This is a genomic window from Aerococcaceae bacterium zg-252 (assembly GCA_016237705.1).
In the GTDB taxonomy this organism is placed as follows: domain Bacteria; phylum Bacillota; class Bacilli; order Lactobacillales; family Aerococcaceae; genus Globicatella; species Globicatella yangjingiae.
In genome coordinates, this window is record CP066204.1 from 643,076 (window position 1) to 668,483 (window position 25,408).

At 37.8% G+C, this 25,408-nt stretch carries 34 protein-coding genes and 1 pseudogene; all 35 read left to right on the forward strand.

The annotated features are described in order from the left end of the window. The first annotated feature begins 1 nt into the window (after position 1). The 35 genes and pseudogenes from JDW14_03140 (at position 2) to JDW14_03310 (ending at position 25,406) form a co-directional block, all read left to right on the forward strand. The gene (locus JDW14_03140; protein QQD66117.1) at positions 2 to 484 is read left to right on the forward strand and encodes a hypothetical protein; all 483 of its coding nucleotides are present in this window, start codon (positions 2 to 4) and stop codon (positions 482 to 484) included. Continuing rightward, positions 484 to 726, forward strand: a complete 243-nt coding sequence (locus tag JDW14_03145) for an NrdH-redoxin (GenBank protein ID QQD66118.1) — start codon at positions 484 to 486, stop codon at positions 724 to 726. Before JDW14_03140 ends, JDW14_03145 begins: the two co-directional genes overlap by 1 nt. 320 nt (positions 727 to 1,046) lie before the next feature. After that, a complete protein-coding gene (locus JDW14_03150; protein QQD66484.1) occupies positions 1,047 to 1,268 on the forward strand; it encodes a DUF3310 domain-containing protein in 222 nt (73 codons plus the stop codon). Positions 1,269 to 1,272: 4 nt separating this feature from the next. Beyond that, positions 1,273 to 1,518 (forward strand): helix-turn-helix transcriptional regulator, encoded by a 246-nt coding sequence (locus tag JDW14_03155; protein QQD66119.1) that lies wholly within the window; start codon positions 1,273 to 1,275, stop codon positions 1,516 to 1,518. Continuing rightward, positions 1,511 to 1,759: a hypothetical protein gene (locus JDW14_03160; GenBank protein ID QQD66120.1), complete on the forward strand. Its 249-nt coding sequence runs from the start codon at positions 1,511 to 1,513 to the stop codon at positions 1,757 to 1,759. Before JDW14_03155 ends, JDW14_03160 begins: the two co-directional genes overlap by 8 nt. Then, positions 1,760 to 2,041: a hypothetical protein gene (locus tag JDW14_03165; protein ID QQD66121.1), complete on the forward strand. Its 282-nt coding sequence runs from the start codon at positions 1,760 to 1,762 to the stop codon at positions 2,039 to 2,041. A 24-nt stretch (positions 2,042 to 2,065) separates the two neighbouring features. Beyond that, on the forward strand, positions 2,066 to 2,704 hold the full coding sequence (locus JDW14_03170; protein ID QQD66122.1) for a DNA cytosine methyltransferase: 639 nt from the start codon (positions 2,066 to 2,068) through the stop codon (positions 2,702 to 2,704). Beyond that, the gene (locus JDW14_03175; GenBank protein ID QQD66123.1) at positions 2,695 to 3,528 is read left to right on the forward strand and encodes a DNA cytosine methyltransferase; all 834 of its coding nucleotides are present in this window, start codon (positions 2,695 to 2,697) and stop codon (positions 3,526 to 3,528) included. Before JDW14_03170 ends, JDW14_03175 begins: the two co-directional genes overlap by 10 nt. A 77-nt stretch (positions 3,529 to 3,605) precedes the next feature. Next, positions 3,606 to 3,905 (forward strand): hypothetical protein, encoded by a 300-nt coding sequence (locus JDW14_03180; GenBank protein QQD66553.1) that lies wholly within the window; start codon positions 3,606 to 3,608, stop codon positions 3,903 to 3,905. Next, complete coding sequence (locus tag JDW14_03185; protein QQD66124.1) at positions 3,898 to 4,341, forward strand: hypothetical protein; 444 nt, start codon at positions 3,898 to 3,900, stop codon at positions 4,339 to 4,341. The genes JDW14_03180 and JDW14_03185 overlap by 8 nt, the downstream gene beginning before the upstream one ends. Positions 4,342 to 4,354: 13 nt before the next feature. Next, positions 4,355 to 4,639 (forward strand): hypothetical protein, encoded by a 285-nt coding sequence (locus tag JDW14_03190; protein ID QQD66125.1) that lies wholly within the window; start codon positions 4,355 to 4,357, stop codon positions 4,637 to 4,639. 73 nt (positions 4,640 to 4,712) lie between these two features. After that, on the forward strand, positions 4,713 to 4,937 hold the full coding sequence (locus JDW14_03195; GenBank protein ID QQD66126.1) for a hypothetical protein: 225 nt from the start codon (positions 4,713 to 4,715) through the stop codon (positions 4,935 to 4,937). A 1-nt stretch (position 4,938) separates the two neighbouring features. Beyond that, entirely contained in the window at positions 4,939 to 5,292 is a 354-nt protein-coding gene (locus tag JDW14_03200) for a hypothetical protein (protein ID QQD66127.1), read from the forward strand. Between the two features lie 14 nt (positions 5,293 to 5,306). After that, a complete protein-coding gene (locus tag JDW14_03205; GenBank protein QQD66128.1) occupies positions 5,307 to 5,723 on the forward strand; it encodes a transcriptional regulator in 417 nt (138 codons plus the stop codon). Between the two features lie 956 nt (positions 5,724 to 6,679). Then, positions 6,680 to 7,108: a terminase small subunit gene (locus tag JDW14_03210; protein ID QQD66129.1), complete on the forward strand. Its 429-nt coding sequence runs from the start codon at positions 6,680 to 6,682 to the stop codon at positions 7,106 to 7,108. Next, the gene (locus JDW14_03215; GenBank protein ID QQD66130.1) at positions 7,095 to 8,375 is read left to right on the forward strand and encodes a PBSX family phage terminase large subunit; all 1,281 of its coding nucleotides are present in this window, start codon (positions 7,095 to 7,097) and stop codon (positions 8,373 to 8,375) included. The genes JDW14_03210 and JDW14_03215 overlap by 14 nt, the downstream gene beginning before the upstream one ends. Before the next feature lie 11 nt (positions 8,376 to 8,386). Then, the gene (locus tag JDW14_03220) at positions 8,387 to 9,904 is read left to right on the forward strand and encodes a phage portal protein (GenBank protein QQD66131.1); all 1,518 of its coding nucleotides are present in this window, start codon (positions 8,387 to 8,389) and stop codon (positions 9,902 to 9,904) included. Further along, positions 9,897 to 11,765: a minor capsid protein gene (locus JDW14_03225; protein QQD66485.1), complete on the forward strand. Its 1,869-nt coding sequence runs from the start codon at positions 9,897 to 9,899 to the stop codon at positions 11,763 to 11,765. Before JDW14_03220 ends, JDW14_03225 begins: the two co-directional genes overlap by 8 nt. 16 nt (positions 11,766 to 11,781) lie before the next feature. Beyond that, entirely contained in the window at positions 11,782 to 12,072 is a 291-nt protein-coding gene (locus JDW14_03230) for a hypothetical protein (protein ID QQD66132.1), read from the forward strand. A 60-nt stretch (positions 12,073 to 12,132) separates the two neighbouring features. Next, complete coding sequence (locus JDW14_03235) at positions 12,133 to 12,465, forward strand: hypothetical protein (protein ID QQD66133.1); 333 nt, start codon at positions 12,133 to 12,135, stop codon at positions 12,463 to 12,465. 279 nt (positions 12,466 to 12,744) lie between these two features. After that, positions 12,745 to 13,326 (forward strand): DUF4355 domain-containing protein, encoded by a 582-nt coding sequence (locus tag JDW14_03240; GenBank protein ID QQD66134.1) that lies wholly within the window; start codon positions 12,745 to 12,747, stop codon positions 13,324 to 13,326. A 13-nt stretch (positions 13,327 to 13,339) separates the two neighbouring features. After that, on the forward strand, positions 13,340 to 13,720 hold the full coding sequence (locus tag JDW14_03245) for a hypothetical protein (GenBank protein ID QQD66135.1): 381 nt from the start codon (positions 13,340 to 13,342) through the stop codon (positions 13,718 to 13,720). A gap of 18 nt (positions 13,721 to 13,738) precedes the next feature. Continuing rightward, on the forward strand, positions 13,739 to 14,779 hold the full coding sequence (locus JDW14_03250; protein ID QQD66136.1) for a major capsid protein: 1,041 nt from the start codon (positions 13,739 to 13,741) through the stop codon (positions 14,777 to 14,779). A gap of 13 nt (positions 14,780 to 14,792) precedes the next feature. After that, positions 14,793 to 15,140, forward strand: a complete 348-nt coding sequence (locus JDW14_03255; GenBank protein ID QQD66137.1) for a phage head-tail connector protein — start codon at positions 14,793 to 14,795, stop codon at positions 15,138 to 15,140. Continuing rightward, on the forward strand, positions 15,137 to 15,451 hold the full coding sequence (locus JDW14_03260) for a hypothetical protein (protein QQD66138.1): 315 nt from the start codon (positions 15,137 to 15,139) through the stop codon (positions 15,449 to 15,451). The genes JDW14_03255 and JDW14_03260 overlap by 4 nt, the downstream gene beginning before the upstream one ends. Beyond that, positions 15,408 to 15,779: an HK97 gp10 family phage protein gene (locus tag JDW14_03265; GenBank protein QQD66139.1), complete on the forward strand. Its 372-nt coding sequence runs from the start codon at positions 15,408 to 15,410 to the stop codon at positions 15,777 to 15,779. The genes JDW14_03260 and JDW14_03265 overlap by 44 nt, the downstream gene beginning before the upstream one ends. After that, the gene (locus JDW14_03270; protein QQD66140.1) at positions 15,780 to 16,169 is read left to right on the forward strand and encodes a hypothetical protein; all 390 of its coding nucleotides are present in this window, start codon (positions 15,780 to 15,782) and stop codon (positions 16,167 to 16,169) included. Positions 16,170 to 16,182: 13 nt separating this feature from the next. Then, positions 16,183 to 16,695 (forward strand): phage major tail protein, TP901-1 family, encoded by a 513-nt coding sequence (locus JDW14_03275; protein ID QQD66141.1) that lies wholly within the window; start codon positions 16,183 to 16,185, stop codon positions 16,693 to 16,695. A 58-nt stretch (positions 16,696 to 16,753) separates the two neighbouring features. Further along, positions 16,754 to 17,170, forward strand: a complete 417-nt coding sequence (locus tag JDW14_03280) for a hypothetical protein (protein QQD66142.1) — start codon at positions 16,754 to 16,756, stop codon at positions 17,168 to 17,170. Positions 17,171 to 17,268: 98 nt separating this feature from the next. Next, the gene (locus tag JDW14_03285; protein ID QQD66143.1) at positions 17,269 to 17,496 is read left to right on the forward strand and encodes a hypothetical protein; all 228 of its coding nucleotides are present in this window, start codon (positions 17,269 to 17,271) and stop codon (positions 17,494 to 17,496) included. Beyond that, positions 17,496 to 17,990, forward strand: coding sequence for a hypothetical protein (locus JDW14_03290; protein ID QQD66144.1), 495 nt, complete (start codon positions 17,496 to 17,498; stop codon positions 17,988 to 17,990). Before JDW14_03285 ends, JDW14_03290 begins: the two co-directional genes overlap by 1 nt. Before the next feature lie 643 nt (positions 17,991 to 18,633). Then, positions 18,634 to 22,257, forward strand: a complete 3,624-nt coding sequence (locus JDW14_03295) for a hypothetical protein (GenBank protein ID QQD66145.1) — start codon at positions 18,634 to 18,636, stop codon at positions 22,255 to 22,257. 10 nt (positions 22,258 to 22,267) lie between these two features. Continuing rightward, a complete protein-coding gene (locus JDW14_03300) occupies positions 22,268 to 23,041 on the forward strand; it encodes a phage tail family protein (protein QQD66146.1) in 774 nt (257 codons plus the stop codon). Next, positions 23,038 to 25,119 (forward strand): phage tail protein, encoded by a 2,082-nt coding sequence (locus tag JDW14_03305; protein QQD66147.1) that lies wholly within the window; start codon positions 23,038 to 23,040, stop codon positions 25,117 to 25,119. The genes JDW14_03300 and JDW14_03305 overlap by 4 nt, the downstream gene beginning before the upstream one ends. After that, positions 25,119 to 25,406 (forward strand): annotated as a pseudogene (locus JDW14_03310) (collagen-like protein). Before JDW14_03305 ends, JDW14_03310 begins: the two are co-directional and overlap by 1 nt. Positions 25,407 to 25,408: the final 2 nt, after the last annotated feature.

Below are 25,408 nucleotides of genomic sequence, written 5' to 3' on the forward strand. Positions count from 1 at the left end.
AATGAACGATTTAGTAAACAAAGTCATTGGATGGCATGAAGAAAAACAGACGAACGATATTGAAAAGCAGTCATTATATTTACTCGCAGAATTTGGCGAGTTCGTGGGTGCTTATCTGAAAGGCGATAGAGCAGAAATGATTGACGGGCTTGGTGATACGTTGGTGGTGCTGATTGGTTTGGCGCATTGGACGGGGAGCAAGTTGGATTGGGATTTGGAATTAGATAAGGCTCTTCCAGCATTAAGTTCGAATGAACGGATTGCATTTGGTACTAAAATATTGAGCAGTATTCAAATGAATAATGTAGTGTTAATGCAAGGTTGTCCCGATGCTTTTTTTAACAAATTCTTGAAAGATTTGCACGGTATCGCCTTATCCCTAAATTTAAACCTAAAAGACTGCTTGCAGTCGGCTTATGATGTGATTTCAAAGCGTACAGGTAAGACGGTTGACGGTGTGTTTATTAAGGACGGTGAAGCGTAATGAAAGTGATAGTTTATACAAAAGACAATTGCATTCAGTGCTATCATACGAAAAAGTTTCTGGATGATAATGAGATTCCGTACATTTTGATTAACGTGACAAATAATGAAGCAGCGACAAACGAATTGAAAGAGCACAAATTCGGCAGTTTGCCTGTTGTAGTGCCTGGGTCATTTGATAAGGCGTGGGCTGGGTTTCAGCCTGACAGTTTGGAAAAATTGGTGGAGCAATGGAAGAAGTAAAGACGGGATATATCGTTGAATATAAGAACGAGCCAGCAAAGGTTATATCGGTGTTGGTGAATACGTGCGTGATACAGGTAAACGACCATCGCAAGACGGTTCGGTTAAGTGAAGTCCGAATATTAAGTCGTGATTATAATACGGATGTTAGAACGCTGCAAGTTTGTAAAAAGTGCAATCAGATTAAACTACCTGATGAATTTTCACGGCAGAGAGGTAATAAGCTACGTAACATTTGTACGGAGTGCTGGGGCAAGAATATCAGTGAGAAGAAGGCACAGAAAGCGGACAAGGCAGGACAAAGCGAGACAGAACATGATATGAAACAACAGGATAACGTGAATAGTCCACAACACTACGTTGGTAGTAACGGTATTGAAGTTAAAGATGTGTTGGAGGGTTTTGTTAAATCTTTAACGGGGATAACAGCGCATCGCTGGTGTTCGGCTGTTGAATATTTATTGCGTGCTTATGAAAAAAATGGTGTGGAAGATTTGAAAAAGGCAGTAAAAAATATCAATTGGCTCATTGAGGAGAAGTAAAACGATGAAAAATTGTTTAAAGGAAATCAGAGAAGAATATAATTTATCGCCAAAAGAATTAGCTGATTTATTGGGAATAGAAAAAAGAACGGTTTCTAATATCGAAACAGGGAAAGCTAGCTTTAGTTTAGATACAGCAATCAAGATTTGCGATTTATTCGGTATCACGATTGATGAATTGATTGATAGACGTGTACCAGAGCCGTCGGAAGAATTGTTGGAGTTTGTGGAGGGGAAAGAGAATGTGTAAATCATTAAGCGTAGAGTATGTTAATGAGCAGATTGAGGAATGGGGAAAAATCGAAGAATACGACGATGGTATTTCTTATTGTCCTTATTGTGGATATGCTCATGAATTGGATTGTGAGGATTGGCAGGAAACTTTTGAAGATGAAACGCAATGTTGTGAATGCGGCAAAAGCTATCTTGAATCTATCGAGCTTGATTGTCGCAGATATACAACGACAAAGCGATTGGAAGTGGTGGAGTAGATGAGCGATAAATATTACAAATGGTCGTTTATATTTATGATAGTTGCTATTATTTGTGTTACGATTACTGAAATTTTAAAAAACGAACAACAGCCAGCACCAGAACATGACCCCTTTGTGGAACAGATAGAACAAGCAAAAGGCAAACCTGTTTTGGTACAAACGGTTAAATACGGTGACGATGTGCGACCGCATATGGCTCAGACATATTGTCAGTTACTGCCGTTTAAACGTCATATTGAAGATAATCAGATTTATTGTTGGACGGAAGTTCATGAATAAAGAACGGCAGTTTTAGGAGGATGAATGGTTTTAAAAGTTTTAGAAGCATTTGCTGGCATTGGAACGCAAAGAATGGCATTAAGAAATTTAGGAATACCGCATGAGGTTGTAGCTATTTTCGAAATTGATAAATTTGCAATTAAAAGTTATGAAGCAATTCATGGCAAGGCTTTAAATTTAGGTGATATTAGCAAGATTAAAGAAGATGATATACCAGAGCATGATTTGTTTACTTATAGTTTTCCTTGCCAGGATATTTCTTTGGCAGGCTATCAAAAAGGATTATCTCAAGGAAGCAAAACACGTTCATCATTATTATGGGAATGTAAACGGGTGATTGAATCTAAAAAACCTAAATATTTGCTTATGGAAAATGTAAAAAATCTTGTTGGTAAAAAATTTAAAACAGATTTTGATAAATGGTTAGAATATTTGGAATCGTTAGGATATACGAATTACTGGCAAGTATTAAATGCTAAAGATTATGGTGTACCACAAAATAGAGAACGTGTGTTTTGTGTAAGTATTTTAGGAGAACATAAGGGATTTGAGTTTCCAACTGGAGAACCACTCACAATTCGATTAAAAGATGTTTTAGAAGACGAAGTAGACGAAAAATTTTATTTATCAGAGGAGAGGGTTAAACAATTAGTATGGAAATAAAACAAATAGGACAATACGATACAAAAACAAGGAAAAACTCAAATAGGTTTAAAGTATATGACACCGAAAATTTGTCACCAACCATTAATACAATGCAAGGTGGAGGTTTAGAACCACATATTAAAGTAGTTGCTTATACCCCATCTTCATACGAATCGGAAAAAAATATATATTCAGAAGATGGTATATCTCCTACAATTGCGGCAAGAGATTATAAGGGTCCTAAAAAAGTTGCGATTAGAAAGGAAATTTTTATAGGGGCTAGTCGAGGGCGCAATCCGATAAATCCTAGCGATAGAACAGCTGGTATCCCAACACAACAGCGTTTAGAAATTAACAAACAGGGAGTTAGCAACACATTGACAAGTGTTCAAAAAGATAATTATGTTGTAGAAATATCGAAAAAAACGGATGAAGTGGTTGAATTAATAGGCTCTACGCAAAAGAAGGCGGGAGTAACGGATGGGTCATACTCAACTACATTAACGAGTGCTATGGGTTCTGGTGGCGGGCATGTGCCAATGATTCAATTAAAAACAAAAGGTTTAGAAGTTGATAAGCCTGCTATTATAGATGATATTTATAAAAATAGAGCAGCAGGAATAGCAAAATTATCTGGACAAGACAGTAATTTATATCGAGTTCGTAAACTCACTCCTAAAGAATGTTGGCGACTAATGGGTATTTCAGATGAAGATTTTCATAAAGCAGAAGCTGTTAATAGTAATTCTCAATTATATAAACAAGCAGGGAATGCAATTGTTGTGAATGTTTTAGAAGCGATTTTTGGTGCAATGTTTAAGGATAGTGTTGGATTAGCATAAATATCGTTTTCTGAATAAATCGCTTGGCTACCGTTATTGATGTCGGTTGCGAGAATGAATTTAAAGGAGCAATTAAAATGAAACTAAACAAAACATATATTGTAATAAGAAAACGTGAAGATGGTTATTTTTTAGCGAATTATAGCAATAGAAAATGCGTGCTAGGATATGAAGCTGATTGGGTTAATGAAGTAAGAGGTGCATTGACGCTTTCATTAGATTCTTATGAAGAAGATAAGCAAACATACGAATCATTAGCGAAAGCATTTGGCGCTGAAATCATTAAGGTTGAAGCTAGTTTTTCTTTGACATACCCAGACGGTAGTGAGGTAAAACCGATTGAAGTGGTAGAAGGAAACGGGTGGGTAGATGAGTAAGTTGATGAAAACCAAGCGAGTGGATTTAAGCAAATACACCTTGTTGGAATTAATGTTTTTATTGCTGGAATTAGTACGGGAATTACAGAACCGAGAAATAGCGATACCTAAAATTATGGATGAATTGAATCAGAAGACATATGATTTTACGCATGAAATAGAATTTGGTGACGGTAAATCAGCTAAAGAAAAGGTTGCTTTTTATAACGAAATGGAAAAACATTTCGATACTAGACGACTTGCTAAACAAGAAATGATTGTGTTGGATGAAGTGCTACATCAGTATGACTGGGATTTTAAAGCGATTATCGGAAAAATAAGTTCAGCGGTAGCAGGTAAGCAACGGTATTTTAAGCACAAAGATGGTGAGCCGTTGGTTAACGGGAGAAAGTGGATGTGGTTTTACCAAACTTGTTTAAAACCATATATGAGATGAAAGGGGAAGAATTATGCAACAATTAGTAATTGGATTTATAGCTGGTGCTGTAGTTGGTGCGATGGTTAAGCATCGGGATAAAGAAAGGTTGTCTCTTGATTTAAAAACATTACCAATAAATATTGATTTCGATAAAGTGAATAGAACGCTGAGCAATGCCGACATTATAAAAAGTACCAGTCTACACAGGGTAGATGAATTAGAATGTCGGGTGACTACTCTTGAAGAGAAACTAGATAAAACGATAGAAAATATTAGAGATATGTTACATTTGCACTTTTCAAAAAATGCGAAATAGGAAGGTGGATTAAATGCAATCAATTTTAGACATAATTACAGTTCTCATATCTTCAATATTGTTGTATTGCACGATGATGTACATAACAAAATTAGAACGTGAGATTGAATTGTTTAAGAGTTTAATCGTAAGAGAAATAGAGCGACAGAACGATAAAATTAAACAGGCAACAGATACGACCGATGAGTTATATCGCCGACAATTAAATTCAGAGTCAAAGCTAAGTTTAATCGTAGCTAGAGTTTATAATTTAGAACAACGCCGCCCATTTCCACGAAAGCAAAAAGGGCGTAGATAAAATGAGAGCGAAAGAAAAAGTGGATTTGTGGTGGGAAGTTTTACATCTATCAAGTCTACCAGTTGAAGAAATTGATGACAGTCCGAGAGTAATAATGTTGAGAGATATTTTTTATAAAGACAGCGAGGATGACAGCAGAGCTGACCGAACTCGATATGTGAAATTTGAATGTGATAGAGAACGTTTAGATAGTTTGATTTCGAAACTGAAACTCACTAAAGTTGAAATATCTTTAAGGTTAGGTAAGAACAGAGATTATTTGACTGTGATTTTAAGACGTGGAAGGGCAGAGGAAGCATCAATTTTAGAGATAAATGAGATGCTGAATGAAGAAGTATTGAAGATTTGTAATTAACAGGTGGTGGTTATTTGAAGAAAAGCACATTTAATTATATAAAAGACATTTTAAAAGATTATCCGAATATAGACAGATATATCAAAGAGCGAGAATTGGAGTTACGTATTCCGAGTAAGCAGGATGATTTAAATTCAGGTATTCGTGGTAATCGAGTGTCAGACAGTATGACAAATATGTTAATCACGATAGAACAAGACCGTCGCCTATCGGCTTTAGAACGCAATAAGCGAGTGATTGAAGATAATCTGCAGGAATGTGATAACGAAACTAGAGTGATTATTACAGAGTTATATATTAATAAGTATCAGAAGTACACAATGGAGGGATTAGTACAGAATAAGTTAATATATTGTAGTAGACGGAAGGCGTTTGACTTGAGAGATGCATTTTTCGAGAATATAGCGAATGATTTAGGGTTAGAAAAATAGTTTGCACTTTTTCTGCACTTTTGATACCTACTTTTGTGTTAAATTAGTATTGTGGAACGTTGAAGAGTTCCGCTGACTTCCTTTTTAATTCCCGTCGTCTATAAGCGCAGGAACGCATTCGACGGGTGCGTCTTTGGACGTAGTATATAAGCAATCGCCTTGTTGAAGGTATAAGCAATGTCGAAGTTGCCGATTGCATTTGATAGTGATAAGGTGACGACCTAAATGGTCATCGAAGCTATCATAAAAGGCTTAGGAGTAGTAATTAGGTACTAGCTCCTTGTAAGTCCTAGCACATTTAAAAGTGGTTTGTATTTAATTAATATAATTGTACAACGGTTGAAAACTAAAAATGATTTAAACCTAGTGGAGAGCGGTTAGTCACCGTGCTAGGGAGCCATGGTAAATAAGTCGGTGGATGGCTAGTGGGATACTGCTAGTTTTGAAGCGTGATTTTACGGTAACGTAAAAGAACTTAAGTAAAAGCTTAACGCATAAGTGGTTCGTGGAGTCTGATGAGGAAAAGGTGTAACATACTATCGGTTGCGACAATAGACGGTGCAGAGGCACAAGAATCTTAGTTAGGTCAGGTGTGAAAAGCTTGATAAACCTAAGAAAATTCAAAATAAGCAATTCGCTGGCAGATGAAGAAATTCATTGATGACGATAGAAGTTAGCACGAGTAGGACAAGGCGATTTATTGGAAAGATGAATAATGTTTTGATAAATCTGAATGACCGTCCGAAAGTTGGGTGCGGGGGTGCACGCCTAGTCAGTAAAAGCAAAAGGAAGTCACAAAGTTGCTAGTGTGGTTCAGACCTTTTGGGGCTATGACTGAATATTCCGCAGTTAGATGTAAGCAGGGAGAAAAACCTAAATCATTTTTAGTTTTGAGCCGTTGTATTTTGTAAGTCGACTTTGTCGGCTTTTTATTTTGGAAACGAGGTGATGGAAAGTTGAAATTAACGTTAAAACAACAGCGCTTTGCAGATGAGTACATCATCTGTGGTAATGCGACTGAATCGGCTATAAAGGCTGGGTATAGTCCAAAAACAGCAGGAACTAATGCGGATAAATTACTAAAAAATACTAAAATTCAAGAATATATAGGCCAACGACTCGAACTACTTGAAAGCGAAAAAATCGCAAGTCAAGATGAGGTGCTACAATACCTCACGTCAATTATGCGTGGCGAGCAAACCGAACAAACGTTGCGCGGTTTAGGTGAAGGTGTTCAAGATATAACGGAGATTGATGTAGGAGCAAAAGATAGGATTAAAGCAGCTGAATTGTTAGGTAAACGCTACGGTATGTGGAGCGATAAAGTTGATATTACACAACGAACTGTAGAAATCACGGTAGGTGATTGGGATGCAGAAGAGTAAACCGAAAATTTTACTGAAGTTCTCGTATCCGTCAAAGGTGTTTAACAAGCATATTTTTGACAAATTGGAAGATTATTCAGCGTTTACCGAGGTTCATTATGGCGGGGCTTCTAGTGGTAAATCGCACGGTGTGGTGCAAAAGGTTGTGTATAAAACTTTAAAGAATTGGAATCATCCTAGAAAAGTTTTATTTCTGCGTAAAGTAGCTGCGACCGTTCGTGATTCAATCTTTGAAGATGTGATACAGTGTTTATCAGCTTGGAATATCCTAGACCACTGCAAAGTAAACAAGTCTGATTATCGCATAGAGTTGCCGAATGGTGCGCAGTTTATTTTTAAGGGTATGGATAATCCGGAAAAAATTAAGTCGATTAAGGCGATTTCAGATGTGGTAATGGAAGAGGCATCGGAATTTACGTTAGATGATTATACTCAGCTTACGTTGCGTTTGCGTGACCGTAAGCATAAAGACAAACAAATATTTTTGATGTTTAACCCTGTTAGTAAAGCTAATTGGGTTTATTCAGCGTTCTTTTTGAAAAAGCCAAAGAATACGGTGGTGTATCAAACGACGTACAAGAATAATCGTTTCTTAGACCCTATCACGATAGAGAATATCGAAGAGTTGGCCAACCGCAATGAAGCTTATTACAAAATTTATGCACTAGGTGAGTTTGCGACTTTGGATAAGTTAATCTTTCCGAAGTTTGAAAAAACAGTTATTAATCGTGATGCTGTTAGTCACCTGCCAAGTTATTTCGGTTTAGACTATGGGTTTATCAATGACCCGTCAGCCTTTATGCATGTCAAAGTGGATTTGAAAAACAGGAAACTGTACGTCATGAGTGAGTATGTGCGTAAAGGGTTGACGAATGACAAGATTGCTGAAGCGATTATTAATTTAGGTTTTAAGAAAGAAGTTATTTCTGCTGATTCAGCTGAAAAGAAATCGAATCAAGAATTGCGTAACGCTGGTATTAGTCGAATTCGTGATGCAAAAAAACTTCCGGGAAGTGTGCTACAGGGAATCCAATTCTTGTTGCAATTCGATTGGATTGTGGATGAACGATGTGTCAAGTTGATTGAAGAGCTGGAAAATTACACTTGGAAGAAAGACAAGAAAACGAATGAGTATATCAATGAGCCAGTGGATAGCTATAACCACTGCGTTGATGCGATTCGATATGCTTTACAAGATATGATTTATAACGTTAAACAAGATGTATCGCTACAGTACAATTTATTAAAAGCAGGGTTCGGTTTATGAGGGGGTAAAGAATGCAGGAGTTAGAAACATTTAGAGATACGTTCGGCAACGATAAAAAGCTGAAACTAAGATTTCATCGTGAATCAAGGTTGCGGTATCGTGCTGAGAGTGTAGAACAATTATTGGCGGATGATGGTGAATTGCTGATGCAGTTTATTAATCATCATAAGGCTAAACAATTTCCACGAATTCGAGAGTTGTATGATTACGCAGAAGGTAGCAACCATAAAGTGCTGGAAAATCAACAACGAAGACGTGAAACAGATATGGCTGATAAACGTGTTGTACATAATTTTGGTGAGTTAATTTCAGTATTTAAGCAGGGTTACTTAGTCGGTAATCCTATTCGTGTTGAATACGATGATGGAGCGGAAGACAGTGACATCGATAAGGCGTTAAAAGAAATTGCTGTGCGTAATAATTTTTATGATTTGAATAGGGCGTTGGTGCTGGATTTATCACAAGTTGGGCGAGCGTATGAGATTGTTTATTATAGTCAGTATGATGAATACAAGGTAAAACGATTAAATCCAGAAGAAACATTTGTGATTTACGATATGACGTTGGAAGATAACTCATTAATGGCTGTTCGTTATTACAATGTCAGCCTGTTTGATGAGAACAAAGAACGTGTTGAAGTATACACAAGACAGCATAAGATAGTGTATGAATCTGCGGATGGTAAATTAAACTTGGTTGAATCAAGTGCCCATGGTTTTGATATGATTCCGATTACTGAATTTTTAAATGACAGCAATGGCATGGGCGATTATGAAAGTGAATTGTCGTTGATTGATTTATACGATGAAGCACAATCCGATACGAGTAACTACATGACGGATTTATCGGATGCTATTTTAGCGATTATTGGTAACATTCAATTGCCAGTAGATATTGATAATGCAGAGAAACAAATCGAATACATGAAGAAAATGCGCAAGGCTAGAATGATGCATATTGTGCCACCAATTGACCAAGAGGGGCGAGAGTCTGGTACGGTAGACGCCAAGTATTTGTATAAACAGTACGATGTTCAAGGAACTGAAGCGTACAAAGATAGATTGGCGAATGATATTCATAAATTTACCAATATGCCAGACATGACCGATATGAACTTTGGTGGGAATCAGTCAGGCGAAGCGATGAAATGGAAGATGTTTGGTTTAGACCAAGAGCGAGTAACGACTCAAGCGTTATTGGAAGCTGGTTTAAAACGACGTTATCGTTTGCTTGCTAGCATTGGTAGTGTGTTACGTGAAATCAATGATTTTGATATTAGTAAGCTGAAAATCACATTTACACCTAACTTGCCTAAGTCGCTACAAGAGAAAATTAATGCTTTTAAAGACTTGAATGGGACTGTATCCAACGAAACAGCGATGCGTTTAACAGATATTGTGGAAGATGTGTCAGCAGAAATGGAGCGTTTGAATGAGCAGGATTTGAATACGGGGAGTTTGATGCAGACGATTGAACGCCAACAACGTTTAGCTGATGTTGATTTGATTAATGGTGATGACAATGGTTAAGGACTATTGGACAGAACGTATTAAAGCTGAGATTGAAAATAAAATTGAGTCTGATGCTGAAATTGGTAAAGAGATGCTGAACTTGCATAATCGTCATTTAAGGCAGATTGAAAAAGAGATTGAATCGTTTTATCAAAAGTATGCTAAAGATGAGAAAATCGATGTGAATGAAGCAAGGAAACGTGCGAGCGCATTTGATGTACAGGCTTTTGCCGATAAAGCGAAGCATTACGTAGAAACTAAAGACTTTTCACCAGAAGCGAATGAAGCGTTGAAGTTATATAACATGAAGATGAAAGCGAGTCGTTTGGAGTTAATGCAGTATCATCTTGAGTTAGAGATGATAGCGTTGGCTGATGGTGAGTACAAATTAACCGAGAAGTTTTTGAATCGTGAGTATATTCAAGAGTTGAATTTGCAAGCGGGGATAATGTCTGAGTTTATTCCAAGTCCTAAGATATTAAAGAATATGGCGAAAGCAATTATTGATACGCCTTATCATGGGGCAACTTGGAGCGAAAATATTTGGAAAAGGCAGGATGCTCTAAGAACGATTGTGGGGAGTATTACGAAAGCGTCTGTTTTGAGAGGTAGAAATGCTACTGAATATATTTCCTTATTGCGTAAAGAGTTCAAAACGGGAGCTTATGAAGCTAGACGTTTAGCGGTGACTGAAACTGCTAGAGTACAGACAGCTGTTCAAAAAGCAATGTATGATGAAAACGGCTTTGATGAATATATTTATATGGCAGAGCCTTCAGCATGCGAAATTTGCGGTAGTTTAGACGGTAAACGATTCAAGGTGGCTGAAATGCAACCAGGGAAGAACGCTAGTCCGATGCACCCGCATTGTCGGTGTAGTACGGCTCCGGCGACGAGGGCAAGAAATATAGAACAATCATCTGAATCTCGCCAAGAAATTAAAAATGATATAATTGACGTTTTAAAAGGTGACGATGAATTAATTAAGATTCGAGAAAAATTTCGAATATTGGAGGAAGAAAAAAATGGCCTAGAAAAAGCTGTTGATAAGGTAATAAAAAAACGCGATAATACTCCAGAAATATATAAGGAATATTATACGCGAGTAAACGTTATTGAAGAAGCTTTTGAGAACGGTAAAATCGATTCAAAGGAATATACGTTAAAACTTAATGAAGAAAATAAAAAGCATAGAGAAAGACTAAAGGAAAACAAGGAGAAATTTGCGCATCAAATTGAAAAAATAAAACAACAACTAGCCGAAAATGCTAACTTGATGTCGGATGCTAGATTCGAACACGCAAAAATAATGAAAAGTTACGTTGAGGAAAAAGTTAAACTAGGACTTGGAGAAGTTCAAGCAAAAGATTTGTTAACTTCCACGAGGTCAGATGATTTTCCGCTGTTTGAAAAAAGTTTGGAGTTCATTCCAACAACATGGTTACAAAAATCTAAAGATTATGGTAAGATTCAGTTAAAGAAAACGAGTGATAGAGGTTATTATAGTTCGTGGAAGAAACAGTTATCACTTGGGAGAGGTAGTGAATTTCAAAAAATTTCAACAGGAGTACATGAAATGATGCACCGTATTGAAGATGTTATTCCTGAAATATTGGTTGCAGAAGCGGAATTTTATCAATTGAGAACAGGGAATGATAAATTGGAAAAATTACGAGATGTAACTGGCAATAAGACATATGGGCATGATGAAGTAACAAGAAAAGATGACTTTATCAACCCTTATATGGGTAAAGATTATAAAGGAAGAGGGTATGAACTTCTTTCGATGGGTGTAGAAGAATTTTATTTTGGAACAGAATTGTTGCGTAAAGACCCTAAAATGTTTAGGTGGGTATTTGAAATGTTAACCCAATATTAGTTCGGGAAGTGATAGTGTGAAAATCATAGCAAAAGGAGTTCGCCGTGGTGAAGAATTGCTTGTGGAAGTAGAAGATGGAAAAGTAGTTGTTAATGGTTCGGAGGAAAAAGGCTGGGAGTATTACGCAGCTTTGACCTATCCTAGAACGGTTGCAGGTACTTTTTGGCCAAAAGAAGATGGTATGATGAATATCCATACGAATTTAATGTTTTATTTTTTTGATAATAAACCAGAGGTTATCACTTTTGGTGAATTTGATGAAAATATTCCGTACATAGATGATACTGATGACTTTATTTTTTATTAACAAATACAATGTACTTAAACGTTAGGGTTAGGTACATTTTTAATGAAGTGAGGTGAAACCATGGCGAAAGATGATTATTTTGTTATTGTTTATCAATTGCTGAAGTATCTTTATGAATGCGTAAAATGTGGGGTAAAACCTGACCCTGAAAAGCTAACGGCTATGTATTTTAATGTTCCTGATAATTATTGGGCGTATATTCTGATAAGTTTAAAAGATGACCAATATATAAAGGGAATCAAGACTATACCTACTAAAGACGGTATATTATTTAGTGATTTGTCTGATTTGATGATAACACCAAAGGGAATTCAATATTTATTTGAAAATTCCTTGTTGGAGAAGGCAAAGAAAACCTTGAAAGATTTAAAAGATGTCGTACCATTTTTATGAGCACTTAGCACGAAGGTTGTTAGGTGCTTTTTGTGTACGCAAAATTAGGAGGTATCACTGTATCTCGCTTAGTCCATGCGTTAATGGGCTACTTAGTTTGTCCTGCCACATGACGTTAAACTGGGTTAAAATATAACGCACTAGCGTGGCTTTAAACTGAAAATTGAATAAACACCTTACCTAAGCACTAGAAGGCGCAGACGTGCGCTTTCGTGGGCTTATTTGGCGTGTTGAAAGGTTGAATGTGAGAAGACTAGCGTGGGCGAAAGGAGAATTTATATGTCAATTGAAAATAAACCGTTGAAATTAAATTTGCAGTTATTTGCTGAGGAAGGGGCAAGTGTTGAAGGCGAAAACGCAGAAAATACATTCAATCCTATCATGAGTCAATCGGAATTAGATTCCGTTATCAATAAGGTTGTTCAGACCGCTTTGGGTAATCAGGCTAGCAAATTTGAAGCTGAAAAAGAAAAAGCAATTCAAGAAGCGTTAGCAAAAGAGAAAGATTACGCAAAGTTAAGCGAAGAAGACCGTGAAAAACGCCAATTTGAGGATGAACGTACGCAGTTTGAAAAAGAACGTGCTGAGTTTATGCAAAAACAGCGTGTGGTTGAACTTGAAAAGGATTTGATGACAAAAAAACTGCCAGTTGAATTAGCTGAAATGTTTGCGTTGTATCCGGATAACACAAAAGCGCTGGCTGCCGTTAATGCTTTCGAGAAAACATTTAACGAAGCAGTATCTAAGGCTGTTCGTGAGGCGATTCGCCAAAATGACCCGATTGTAGGTGGCGGAACAAGTAAAGAGATGAATTACGGTGCTAAATTGGCAGGGAATCAACAAAATAAACAACTATTTTAGGAGGAATAAGTAAATGGCAACAAGAACATTAGGAACACAAAAAGAAATTTTACACAATTTACCTTTTGAAGCTTTATCTGTAACAGTGGATAAATCAACAACAGGCACAAAGACAATCAATGGGCGAAAAATGTTATTAGCTGGAACGATTGTAGCAGGTGACGGTGTATCTGTATTTGAAAATCGAGCAAAAAAAGTTAAGACAGTGACAACACCAGCGACAGCTGAAAGAATTGACGGCATTTTGTTGCATGATGTTGATGTGACGGAAGGCGATGCAACGGCTTCGATGGTATTTCGTGGAACAGTTCGTGAAGATAAAATCGGTAATGGGACGGTAGATGCGAATGTGAAGACAAAATTACCGCATATCGTATTTATTAAAGGCGCATAGGAATAGGGGGAACAATACATGGTATTAATTTATGATGCAGTAACAGCTTCGAATGTGGCAGGTTACTATAATGCAAAGCTAGAGAACGTTGAGTCTGTAGGTCAAAAGGCTTTCCCGGTTCGTAAACAGTTAGGGATTAAACTATCAATGGTGAAAGGTTCTAAAGGATTACCAGTTGTTTTAAAACCAGCTGCTTTTGATACAAAAGTTGTTTTACGTGACCGTATGAATGTTACAATCACTGATGAAGAAATGCCGTTTTTCAAGGAAGCGATGTTAATTAAAGAGGTTGACCGTCAACAATTAAACTTGTTGGAAGCAACAGGGAATCAAGCAATGATTGATGTGATGATGAAGACTATCTTTGATGATGAAACGACATTAATTAAAGCAGCAGAGGCTCGTTTAGAGGCAATGCGTATGCAAGTGTTAGCAACAGGTAAAATCTCTGTTAACGCAAACGGCGTAATGAAAGACTTTGATTATGGTGTTCGTGATGAGAATAAAGGAACAGTAACGACAGCTTGGACGGATGCAGCAAAAGCAACTCCGTTAGCAGATTTAGAAAAAGCGTCTGATGCATTAATGGCTCTAGGTTCTAAAGCTGATGTGGTTTATATGAACTCGAAGACTTATTCATTATTGAAAAATGCTGATTCTACCTTGAAGTTAATTAAACCGTTAGCACCAAAAGGGGCGGCAGTAACTCGTGCAGAGTTAAATGCATTTTTAGAAGATGAGTATGATTTAAAAGTAATTGTGGTGAATCAAACTTATATCGATGATGATGGGAAAGTGAAAAAATATTTCCCAGACGGTACAGTGACATTAGCACCTAATGCGGTGTTAGGTAATACGGTATTTGGTACAACACCAGAAGAATCCGATTTGATGGTAGGTAATATTAGCGGTGTTAGCGTTGAATTGACGCACACTGGTATTGCAATTACAACTAAGAAATTAGATGACCCGGTAAATGTCCAAACGAAAGTGTCGATGATTGCGTTGCCGTCGTTCGAACAAATTGACAGTGTGTATTTATTAGACATTGAGCCTTAGAATAGGGGACAAGATGGCTAATTTAGAGATACAAACTGTTTTAGATAATGTAAAGGTAGTCTTAGATATTGATGACACGATTCAAGATAAGATGATTGCGCATTTAGCTAAATTAGTCATAGACCATTTCAAGTTAGCGTATAGTCAAATTGATGTAGATGAGCGATTTGGGTTCATCATCGAAGAATGTACGATTAAGCGATACGTTCGACGTGGCGCAGAAGGAGCGTCATCAGAAAGCCGTGAGGGATATGAGATGTCCTTTGAACGGTATGATGATGAGTTTGCGCCTTATGATGCTTTAATTCGTAAAACTTTGGATATTGGCTATAGCAGACAAGGAATGGTGGTGTTCATTTGAGAACGAATCAACGAATTAGTTTTATTTTGGACATTGAAGACGAAGTCTATGATGATGATTTGGGTGAATGGGTAGGGGGAGCAACTGAAAAGGTGACGCTCCCTTGCTTTGTTTCTGATTTGGGCTTAGAGCGGTCAATGGCTATTTTTGGTGATTATCGTGTTCAACGAAAAGTAGTGAGGTTGTTAAAGTCTTTTAACCAAGAATTTAATTCAATCGAATTCGCAGGAGAAACCTACAAAATGACTGCGGGTAGACTGGATGACAATGTATTTTATATGGAGCGTGATAGCGTTGGAAATACGATTTAATGGGTTAGAAGCATTGGGCAAGAAGTTATCCCATATCAAGAATATGGATGCTGCTAAGCAAATTGTGCGATTGAATGGTGCGGAGTTGAATCAAAAGATGGTTCGCAATGCTCATTTTGTCAAAGGGTATTCAACAGGGCAGACACGTCGTAGTATTTCATTAGAAATTCAGGACGGTGGTATGACAGCATCTGTAAAACCAAATACGCACTATTCTCCTTACTTAGAGTATGGGACACGTAAAATGGCGGCACAACCTTTTGTGAAGCCAGCTTTTAATGCTCAAAAAGAAATATTCAAAGATGATATGTCGAAGTTGGTGAAGTAGATGAAAAAGCCATTTGAACAACAAATATTCGATGGTGTGATTAAATTGTTAAAAACATTGTCGGTGGAGGTTTATCCAGAACTTCCAATAAAAGAGGTTGCCTATCCTTTTGTAGCAATGGGTGAAGTACAAATTACTCCCAAGGCTACGTGGTCGACATTGTTGGGAAAAGCGTTTGTGACGATTGATGTATGGGGAGATAGGAAGCAACGAAAAAGCGTTTCTGAAGTGGTATCTGATGTGTACAGCGTTTTGAATGTTGTTTCATTAGGTGGTAAACGATTAGTGTTATCTGTGAATACCTCTAGTCATCGAATATTAAGTGATAATAGTACGGGGTCAACGTTGTGGCACGGTATTATTTTTTTAGAGTATAATATTACAATTTAGGAGGAACAAATACATGGCAGCAAAAGAATTATTACCAGTAAATGGGAAGAATAAATATTTATTATTTCGTTTATTAGAGGACGCAAAAACGAAAGCGGCAAGCAAATTATTATTACAAACAGAACATGAATGGTCATTTGAACGTGACCAAGAGGCAGTAAAAACGAAAGATGGGGCAGTAATTGCATCAGGTGGTATGGAGGTATCACTTTCTATCTCTGCTGTATCAGCTTACGATGAAGTGAATGAAATGCTTTATAAATCAGTTGTTGAAGATAAAATGTTAGAGGTTTGGGAAGTTGATATTACTCAACCTGCTAGCGGAGGTAAATTCAAAGGACGCTATGCTCGTGGTAAATTGTCTTCTTGGACATTACCGTCATCGGTTGATGGATTAGAAGAACTAGATACTGAAATGGCGATTGAAGGTATACCGGTTGACGGGGAAGTTACATTAACTGCTGAACAAAAATTGTTAATTGAAGCAGCTTATGGATTCCAAGATACGACAGTTATGGCAGGTTAGTAATAAATAGTGGGGGCTTGTATGCCCCTTATTTTGAATTTTATTAGGAGGAGATACTATGAAAGCATATAGACAAACGATTGAAATTAACGGAAGAAATGTATTGATGACCTTTGGTATGCGTTTTTTGCAATTAATGGGGGATAAGTATAGTCTTGATGCGCAAGGGATGAAAATGCGTGGTATGCATTATGCATCGATTTTAACGGAGTTACAGACGGGTAATCCAGTGATTATCTTTGATATGATTCGCTTTGCGACAGATGGTAATCCATTGTTGAAAGACGAAGAAATTGAAGATTATGTATTCGAGCAATTGGAAGATGAAGAGGCTGAAAAGAAATTATTTCAAGATTTTTTCGCTATTTTCAAGAAAGTACCTGGAGCGAAGAAATACGTAAAAGAGTTGGAAAAATTAACGGAACCGGAACAACCGTCAGAAGAAACGAGCAAGAAAACGAAGTTGAAATCGTAAATCCTTATACGGTAGCGATTGAGAATTGCTTTCATTATTTGGGCATAACTGATATTGATACCGTTTATAATATGGGCTATGCGGAGTATTTATTCCGGATGGAGATGGAGAACAAACGACGTCATGCTGAAATGGAAAATACATTATTTCAAGCGTGGGTTACGAGTCGTTTGGCAGTGGCTCAAAAATCCAATGGCAAGTATGCTTATAACTCCTTTGAGGATTTCAAAAAAATCATTAAAACAGAATCGAATCAGCGTCGTAACTTTGATGAGTTGCGACGTTTAGCTTTAGTTCAAAGAGAATTTAAGAAAGGGGGGTATTGATGGAACAATATTCCGTAGAAGCGATACTGACGCTTGTAGATAAAGGTTTTACGAGCGGTTTAAGTAAAGCAGAACAATCTGTTAACAACCTGTATAAGAATGTTGGAAAAGTATCAAAAGGCGCAGTTGATGTGGGTAAATCGATGACTAAGTTTGTAACAACACCAATTGTTGGTGGGGCAGTTGCGGCAGTAAAAGCGTTTGGTAACTTGGAACAAGCTTATGGCGGGATTGAGACGATGTTTAAAGGGTCGGCTAATACGGTCATAAAGAACGCTGAGAGTGCGTATAAACGTGCTGGGGTTTCCGGTACGGAGTACATGGAGCAAGTCACTTCGTTTTCAGCTACTTTGTTGCAAGGTTTAGGTGGCGATACGCAAAAAGCTGCTAAATATGCTGATATGGCAATTACTGACATGGCGGATAAAAAGTTAGTCCGCTTAAAACGCATTGAACCTTATCAAGGGTGTGAGCGCATAATGTGTGCTTGCTAACGGGGGAACTCTAAGGGCAGTAGCCTATGACAATCCCGTGCCAAGCCTAGTGCTAACTAGGAAGGTGTAACGACTATTCTTTATGAAGTAGGTTTGTTATTGATACACAAACCGAAGCGGTGCGATTGATGAATAAAAATTTTATCAATATGATATAGTCTACTCCCTAAGTCTACGTGTATTAAGTAGGCTTTTTAAATACTGAGAAATCAGGGGTATTAAGGAACGCAAACAAGTTTGGTACAAACATCAAAGATATACAACATGCATATCAGGGATTTGCTAAAGATAATTATACTATGCTGGATAATTTGAAACTGGGTGGACATAACCGTTTAGCTCAGTATAAACCTCGTGAATTCAGGGAACCTCTAAGGGCAGTAGCCTAAGATAATCCTGAGCTATATCAATATTTTGAGTTTATAGGTTGATGTAGTGCAACGACTATCGAAACAGAAAGGGCACCCAAAAGGGTGCTTTTTTAATGGAGTAGAGTACACTCAAGTGAGTGGAAGTGCGAGGATATGAGAAATCATATAAGAGATAGTCTAATCTATATAGAAATATATAGCAGTTCATAAGAGAACGAACATAGATTAACGACCTATGTTGAATATAAATGTACGGTGGTACCGCCAGTGAGATGGCAAGGTTAATCAATGATTCAGGCGTGTTAAACGGTGAATTAGAAGCGACAGCTGATAATGTTAAAGATATTCCGTTTGATACGTTGATTCAAGCGATTAATAAAGTTCAACAAGATTTAGGTGTGACAGGAACGACTGCGAAAGAAGCGGCTGAAACTGTAAATGGTTCATTCTATCAGATGGCAGCTTCTGCTAAGAATTTAGTTTCTCGCTTAGGAGACCCAACTGCGAATATTAAGGAATTATTTGTGCAGTTAGGTGAATCGGTTGCGATATTTGGTAAAAATGTTGGTCGTGTGTTGAAACAAATTTGGGACAATCTTCCGATTTCAGATATTCAAAAATCAGCATTGGCAATGGTAGCTTTTACGGGGCCGGCTTTAGTAGCGTTTGGTAAATTAGGGCAGGCGATTGCTGTTGTTGGGGAAGTATCCAACAAATTTTCTAGTCAAATTGTTAAAACGTTCGTAAAAATTCCTAGTACGTTTAATAGTACATTAGGTTCAATTGAGAAAAGCATGCGGTCATTTGGTGCTAATTCACTTTCTGCTGTTCAACAGGTTGGTGCTGGGATAAGTAGTTATGCACACAATCAATTTCCAAAGGCTGCCAAAGGGATATCCACAGCGTTTTCTAATGTGATGAAGTCGGTAGATAATATCGTTTATGAAGGAATGTTTAAAGTAAGTGAAAAGTTTGGATATTTTGATAATAACGGACTTTATGGCGCATTGAAACGTATGCAGACAGGTGTTCAGTCTGCTGTTTCAAAAATGATGCCTACCATCAATTCTGTTGGGTCAGGTATGCAAAAATCTTTTGGTATCGGCATGAAGACAGCATCGATGACAACCAATGCCATCGGTAGGTTGGCAATGGCTGGTTTAAGCTTGGTGGGTCCGGTCGCTTTAATTGGTGCAGGATTAGCAGCTGCTGGAGTGGCAATGACATTGTTTGGTGACCAGATTACGGCGGTTCTACAGACGGCAATTCAACAAGGTCCGCAGATTATTTCATCGCTTGTTGATGGGATTATTTCTGCATTGCCTGGATTGATTGAGCAAGGCGTAACGATGCTTACGATGTTCGCAGAAGCAATTGCAGTCAATTTACCTGTATTGATTCAAAAAGGTGTGGAGTTAATTCAAACTTTAGTGCAAGGTGTAGCTAGTGGATTGCCACAATTAATTCCAGCTGCATTAAATGTGATTACTTCATTTGTAAGTTCGGTATTGAGTGCATTGCCGCAACTGATGCTTACTGGTATGCAGTTTATTCTTTCATTAGTGCAAGGGATTATCAGTAACATGGGCAATATTATTAATTCTGCTCAAACGATTTTTAATTCATTTATTCAATCAGCTAATACGTTTTTACCGATGATTATTCAAACAGGTGTCCAGATTATCGTTAGTTTGATTACTGGTATTGCGAATAATTTGCCACAAATTTTACAAACGGCTGTTACGATGATGCAGAGCTTTGTTCAGATGATTTTAGCTAATTTACCGGCGATTCTTCAAGGTGGGGTACAAATTATTATGGCCTTGATTCGTGGAATCGTTCAAAATATTGGTAATATTGCAAGGGCGGCAGGACAAATGATTAAAATATTGCTAAGTGGATTAGGAAAAGCAATTCCGCAAGTTTTAGTAGCTGGTGTAAAAATTGTTATTGAATTGATTAAAGGATTAGTTCAAGCAGCACCTGAATTATTGAATGCTGGGGTACAACTAATCGGTGATGTGATTAATGGGATGAAAGATGCTATCGTTAATCTTGGTTCGGGTATGTGGAATGGGCTAAAAGACGGCTTTGGAAAGATGACTGATTGGATTACTGGTAAATCAAAAGAAGTTCCGAAAAACGTCACTGAAAACTTCCAAAAAGCTGAACAAGGTGCCACTGCGGCAACTAGCGCAATGTCTGCTAAAGTTGGCACTGATTTCGATAAAATTGAACGGGATTTAATCAGTAAAACCCAATCAGGTGTTGATGGTGTGAAAAATGCATTAGGTGGATTAGGTGAAGCAGAGGGCTTTGTTTCTGATTTTACGTTTAATACTGATTATAAAATGTCAGATGCTAAAATATCATGGACGAATCATGCGAAATCAGGTGTAGATGGTATTATAGCATCTTTAATGGCTTTAAAAGGCGCTGAATTGCCAGCGGGTGAATTTAAAGATAAAGTTGAAGCGCTTATGGCTGAATACGGTATAAATGTCGGTAATTCAGCTGCTCGAGCAACGGAAGCGATTAGAGCGAATACAGAGCCAGTGGTAAGTTTTGCTGATTTTTATAATCAGTTAGGTTCCGGTGCTCAAGCGTATTTAGGTGAATATGGTGCCGTTGTGGATTTACTGACCAAAGAAACTGCTAATACCGCTTTTTCTAACACTGGTGAAGTGATGTCGATGGTTGATTGGTATAAGCAATTGCCAGCGTGGACGCAGGAAACATTAGCAAATGAATATGGTGTTACGGTAGATAGTTTAACAGAGCAAATAGCACAAACAGCAGTAGATAATACGGCTAAAGTTGAAGGTGCTGCCGATTCATATTTGAATCTAGCTAATATGTCAGTTGCGAATATTGCGAGTATGTTTAATATTCCAACAGATGTTGCTGAAATAGTTCAGCAAGTTATTGCCAATTCTGCTCCTGTTGAGACAGCGGCTGAGCATTATGCAGGGTTGAATGATAAAGCGACAGCTGAAATGCAAAGTTTATCAGCGAGTGCAGCAGCGAATGCGGCTAATGCGACTTCTGGAGTAACAAGTGAAAGTAGTGCGATGAATAAACAAGCGTTAGCGGAATATACTGGAATGAATATTGCGACGATTGCTCAAATGGTATTAATGGCGGCAGCTGCTTTATTACAGGCTGGGGCTATTAAAACAACGGTAAGCAATAATTTTAAAACCATGGGGAATAATGCAAAAAATAGTTTTACTACTATGGCATCTGATTTTAAAGCAAAATTGAGTGAAATGAAGTCTGTTGCAAGCAGTTCAATCGCTTCTATTCGTCAGACAACAAGTAGTGGTTTTAACGCAGTAGTTTCCACGATTCGTTCAACAATGAATCAGGCTGTTAGTGCAGTGAGAACAGCTATGAGCCAAGCAGTGTCAGCCATGAATAGTGTAGCAGGTCAAGCGAGAAGTGCGGGTTATAATATGGGTGCTGGGTTTTATTCAGGTTTAGCTAGCATGTCAGGTTCTATTATTGGTTTAGCGCAAAGTATCGCCAGTCAAGCAGCTGCTGTTATGCGTTCTGCATTGCGTATTCATTCTCCTTCTCGTGTGACAATGGGAATTGGACAGTACACAGGTGAAGGGTTTGCATTAGGTATTGAAAAATGGATACCTAAAGTTGCAAGAGCGTCCAATGCATTAGCTGAAGCTGGAGTGCCTGATATTGATTCTTTTGCTATCGATGATGCCTTGATGAAAGCAAATAACACTTCACATTTAACAGAGTATACGTTTAAAGATAGTGTAGACCATCGTGTTCAACCTTTAGAAGTAAAATTTGAATTAGGTGGGCGTAATTATCGTGGTTTTGTGAGTGACATTAATAGAGCGCAGAGTCAAATGATAGAAATCCAAGAATATTAGGAGGTGTGTAATGTATCAATTTACTGATACTAATAAAAATGCAGAAGGGGCATCTGCACCTTCTGATAATATGCGATTCAACGGCGTTTATCTTAATGAGTTTATTGACGGCTACCGACAGTTACATGTTAGTGGTCGTCATTTAATTAGTCGTGAAGTGGATATGACAGCTATTTCGATGCGTAATGGTAAATGGTTCAATACGGTTCGAGATGAGCCACGAGAGTTGGTTATTGCTTATCGGCTTGAAGCAAGTTCTAGCGAGGAAATGCGGGACAAAATGGCTAAATTTAATCAGTTATTAAATACATCGGAGCCTGTTCCAGTTGTTTTTGATGATGAGAAGGGATATACCTATTATGCTATTTATGCAGATGCGCCTAGTGACCCTGAACAACATTTAACTGTTATTGGTTCTTTTCGACTAATTTGTCCCAGTCCTTTTAAATATGCTCAGCAAAAAGAAAGCCATTCAGGGCAAATAGGCGTTTTAGAGAACGAAAATATATTGCCAGATGAAATTACGGCGGTTGTATCTCAGAATACACAAAAGGTTGAGATTGTTAATGGTACAAAGCGTATGGTTTTCGAGGGAAATTATGCATCAGGTGACCGCATCGTTATTAAATGGGGGGATGAAGTAGAAATAAGACATAATTCCCGTAATGCCTTGTTAGACCTGTTACAGTTTTCGTTTCCGACTACTTTCACAATAAAATCGAATGATACGATAACGGGTGTAAACTGTTCAGTTTCAATTAAATGGAGGGATATGCGACGATGATTTATTTGTTTAATAATCAAGAACAACTGATTAAAATTTTGACGGATAAAATTGTTAAATCTGCATATCATACTCAAGAATTAACGGATGAAAATTATATTTCTGATAAATTAATCGTTGAAGTGAAAGCGATGGATGATGTCGAACTAGCAGAAGTGGAGTATATCGGTATTTCGAGTTTAAATAAGGACCACGCTTATGATTTGTTTTATGTGTTGTCGCACAAAACAGTGGGGACAATTACTGAATTTATTGGCGTACAGTCTGGAATTGAAGAATTGCGAAAAATTCCGGTGTATGATATTCGACCAAATGGGAGTGTAAGGCAGCATGCTGAACGGATTATTCAAGGTTCTAATTGGACAGTAGGATATACACCGGACATCGGTAATGCGGGTGTGAATTATTATTATATGAGTGCATTCGATGCGTTGAAAAAGATGTGTAATTCATTTGGTGTTGAGATGCAATTCCATGTTGAAATAAATGGCAATAAGATTGGTAATCGCTACATTGAGTTTAAAAAACGCATTGGAACAGTTACGCATAGGCGAGTGACGTATGGGCATAATGCGTTAGAAATTATTAAAGAAGTTCAAAAGGCTAATTTAGTAACTGCTTTAATTGGTCGAGGACGCGGCGAAGAAGTGTCTAGTGCTGGAGAAAACGAAAGCGGACAAGCTGGTTATGGACGTAAAATTACATTTGAAGATATTGTCTGGGAAAAATCTCAAGGCAAGCCAGTAGATAAGCCTGCTGGATTAAAGTATGTAGAGAATAAAGAAGCGACAGCGATGTTTGGGATAAAAACACCGAATGGGAATATTCCAAAGATTGGATTTATTGAGTTTGATACAGATGACCGTGAATTGTTGCTTCAGAGAACGTATGAAAGCTTGAATGAACAATGTAGACCTCAAGTATTGTTTCGTACTACATCAGCTTATTTGACTGCTGAAATTGGTGATACAGTGCGTGTGGAGCGTCCTGACTTGAATATTGATTATGCGGTGCGTGTGGTCAAAATTGAGTGGAATAGAATCAGTAATCGAGCAATCAGCCTAGAGTTGGGCGATAAGTTAAATGATTCTTTAGGTTCTCAAATGAAATCTTTGTCGAAAGATATAGAGAATCGTTTAGCAGACGAAATTATGAATCAAAAATCTGACATTGTAGACCATATTCTTTCAGCTAACGGCTTTAATACAAATTGGTATAGCGAAACCGAGCCAACTAACCCTCGTATTAACGATATTTGGTACCAGCCTGACCCTGAATTTGAAGGGCATTATATTATGCGTATTTGGAACGGTGAAATTTGGGAGGAACTTGTACGAACAAAGAATTTTAATCGTGTGATAGAAAAAATTAAACAAGTCGAAGACCACCTAAAAACCACCGAAGCCGAGATAGAGAAAATCCACGCACGTAACGAAGAAGAGTTAGAGAAGTTCCGTGAAGAATTGAAATCATTGGACTTATCAGAAGAAAAAATTGAAGCAATCACTAAGAAAATCAATTTGGAGTTACCAGATTTTGATGCGTTGAAATCACAAATCGAATCGGTGAGAGAGTCCAGTCGTGTCAATGCTGAAATGATTGGTAATGACGGAAAGACTCGTTACAGTAAGAATATTCTTATCGGAGAGGTTGACCGTAAATTATTGTTTACAGATGACCATATTACGATAGAAGCTAATGACGGTGGATTTAAGAAGGGACAGACTTATACAATATCGTTTGAAGCGTTGTGTGAATTGTTAGCGAAAGCGAAAGTGTCGTTCAACTTTGGTCGAGAAGCAGTGCGTGGTGTGACGATGACGTTAACGCCAAGTTCAAGCAAGCTGACGACTGTTCAAACAGGCAGTAAGACGGTTGATGTATTGCCTGGCGACTACACTGTTTTGATGACGTCAGGCTGGTATAAACGATATTCGCAAGAGGTGCGAATTGAAAAAGATACTACGATTGATATTTTAACAGAGTATCGTGAAATAGCCGAAGGGAATCGAACTATGGCGTATCAAGGCGAGTGGTCAGAAAATCCAGAATTAATTTTAGACGGAGGTGTAAGTTAATGGTAGAAACAGTACCAATGCGGGTACAGCATAAGCGAATGACGAAAGCGCAATGGCAAGCAAGTGATGTGATTTTACTTGAGGGCGAGATTGGTGTTGAAAGTGATACAGGATTTGTTAAAGTCGGTGACGGTACGAAGCGGTTTAGTGCGTTGAAGTATTTAACGGGACCCCAAGGTGAACGTGGTGAACGCGGCTTGACGGGTGCGACGGGTGCAACAGGTTCAATTGGTCCGCAAGGGGCGACAGGTGAACGTGGCGTATCTGGTCCGAAGGGTGATAAAGGAGA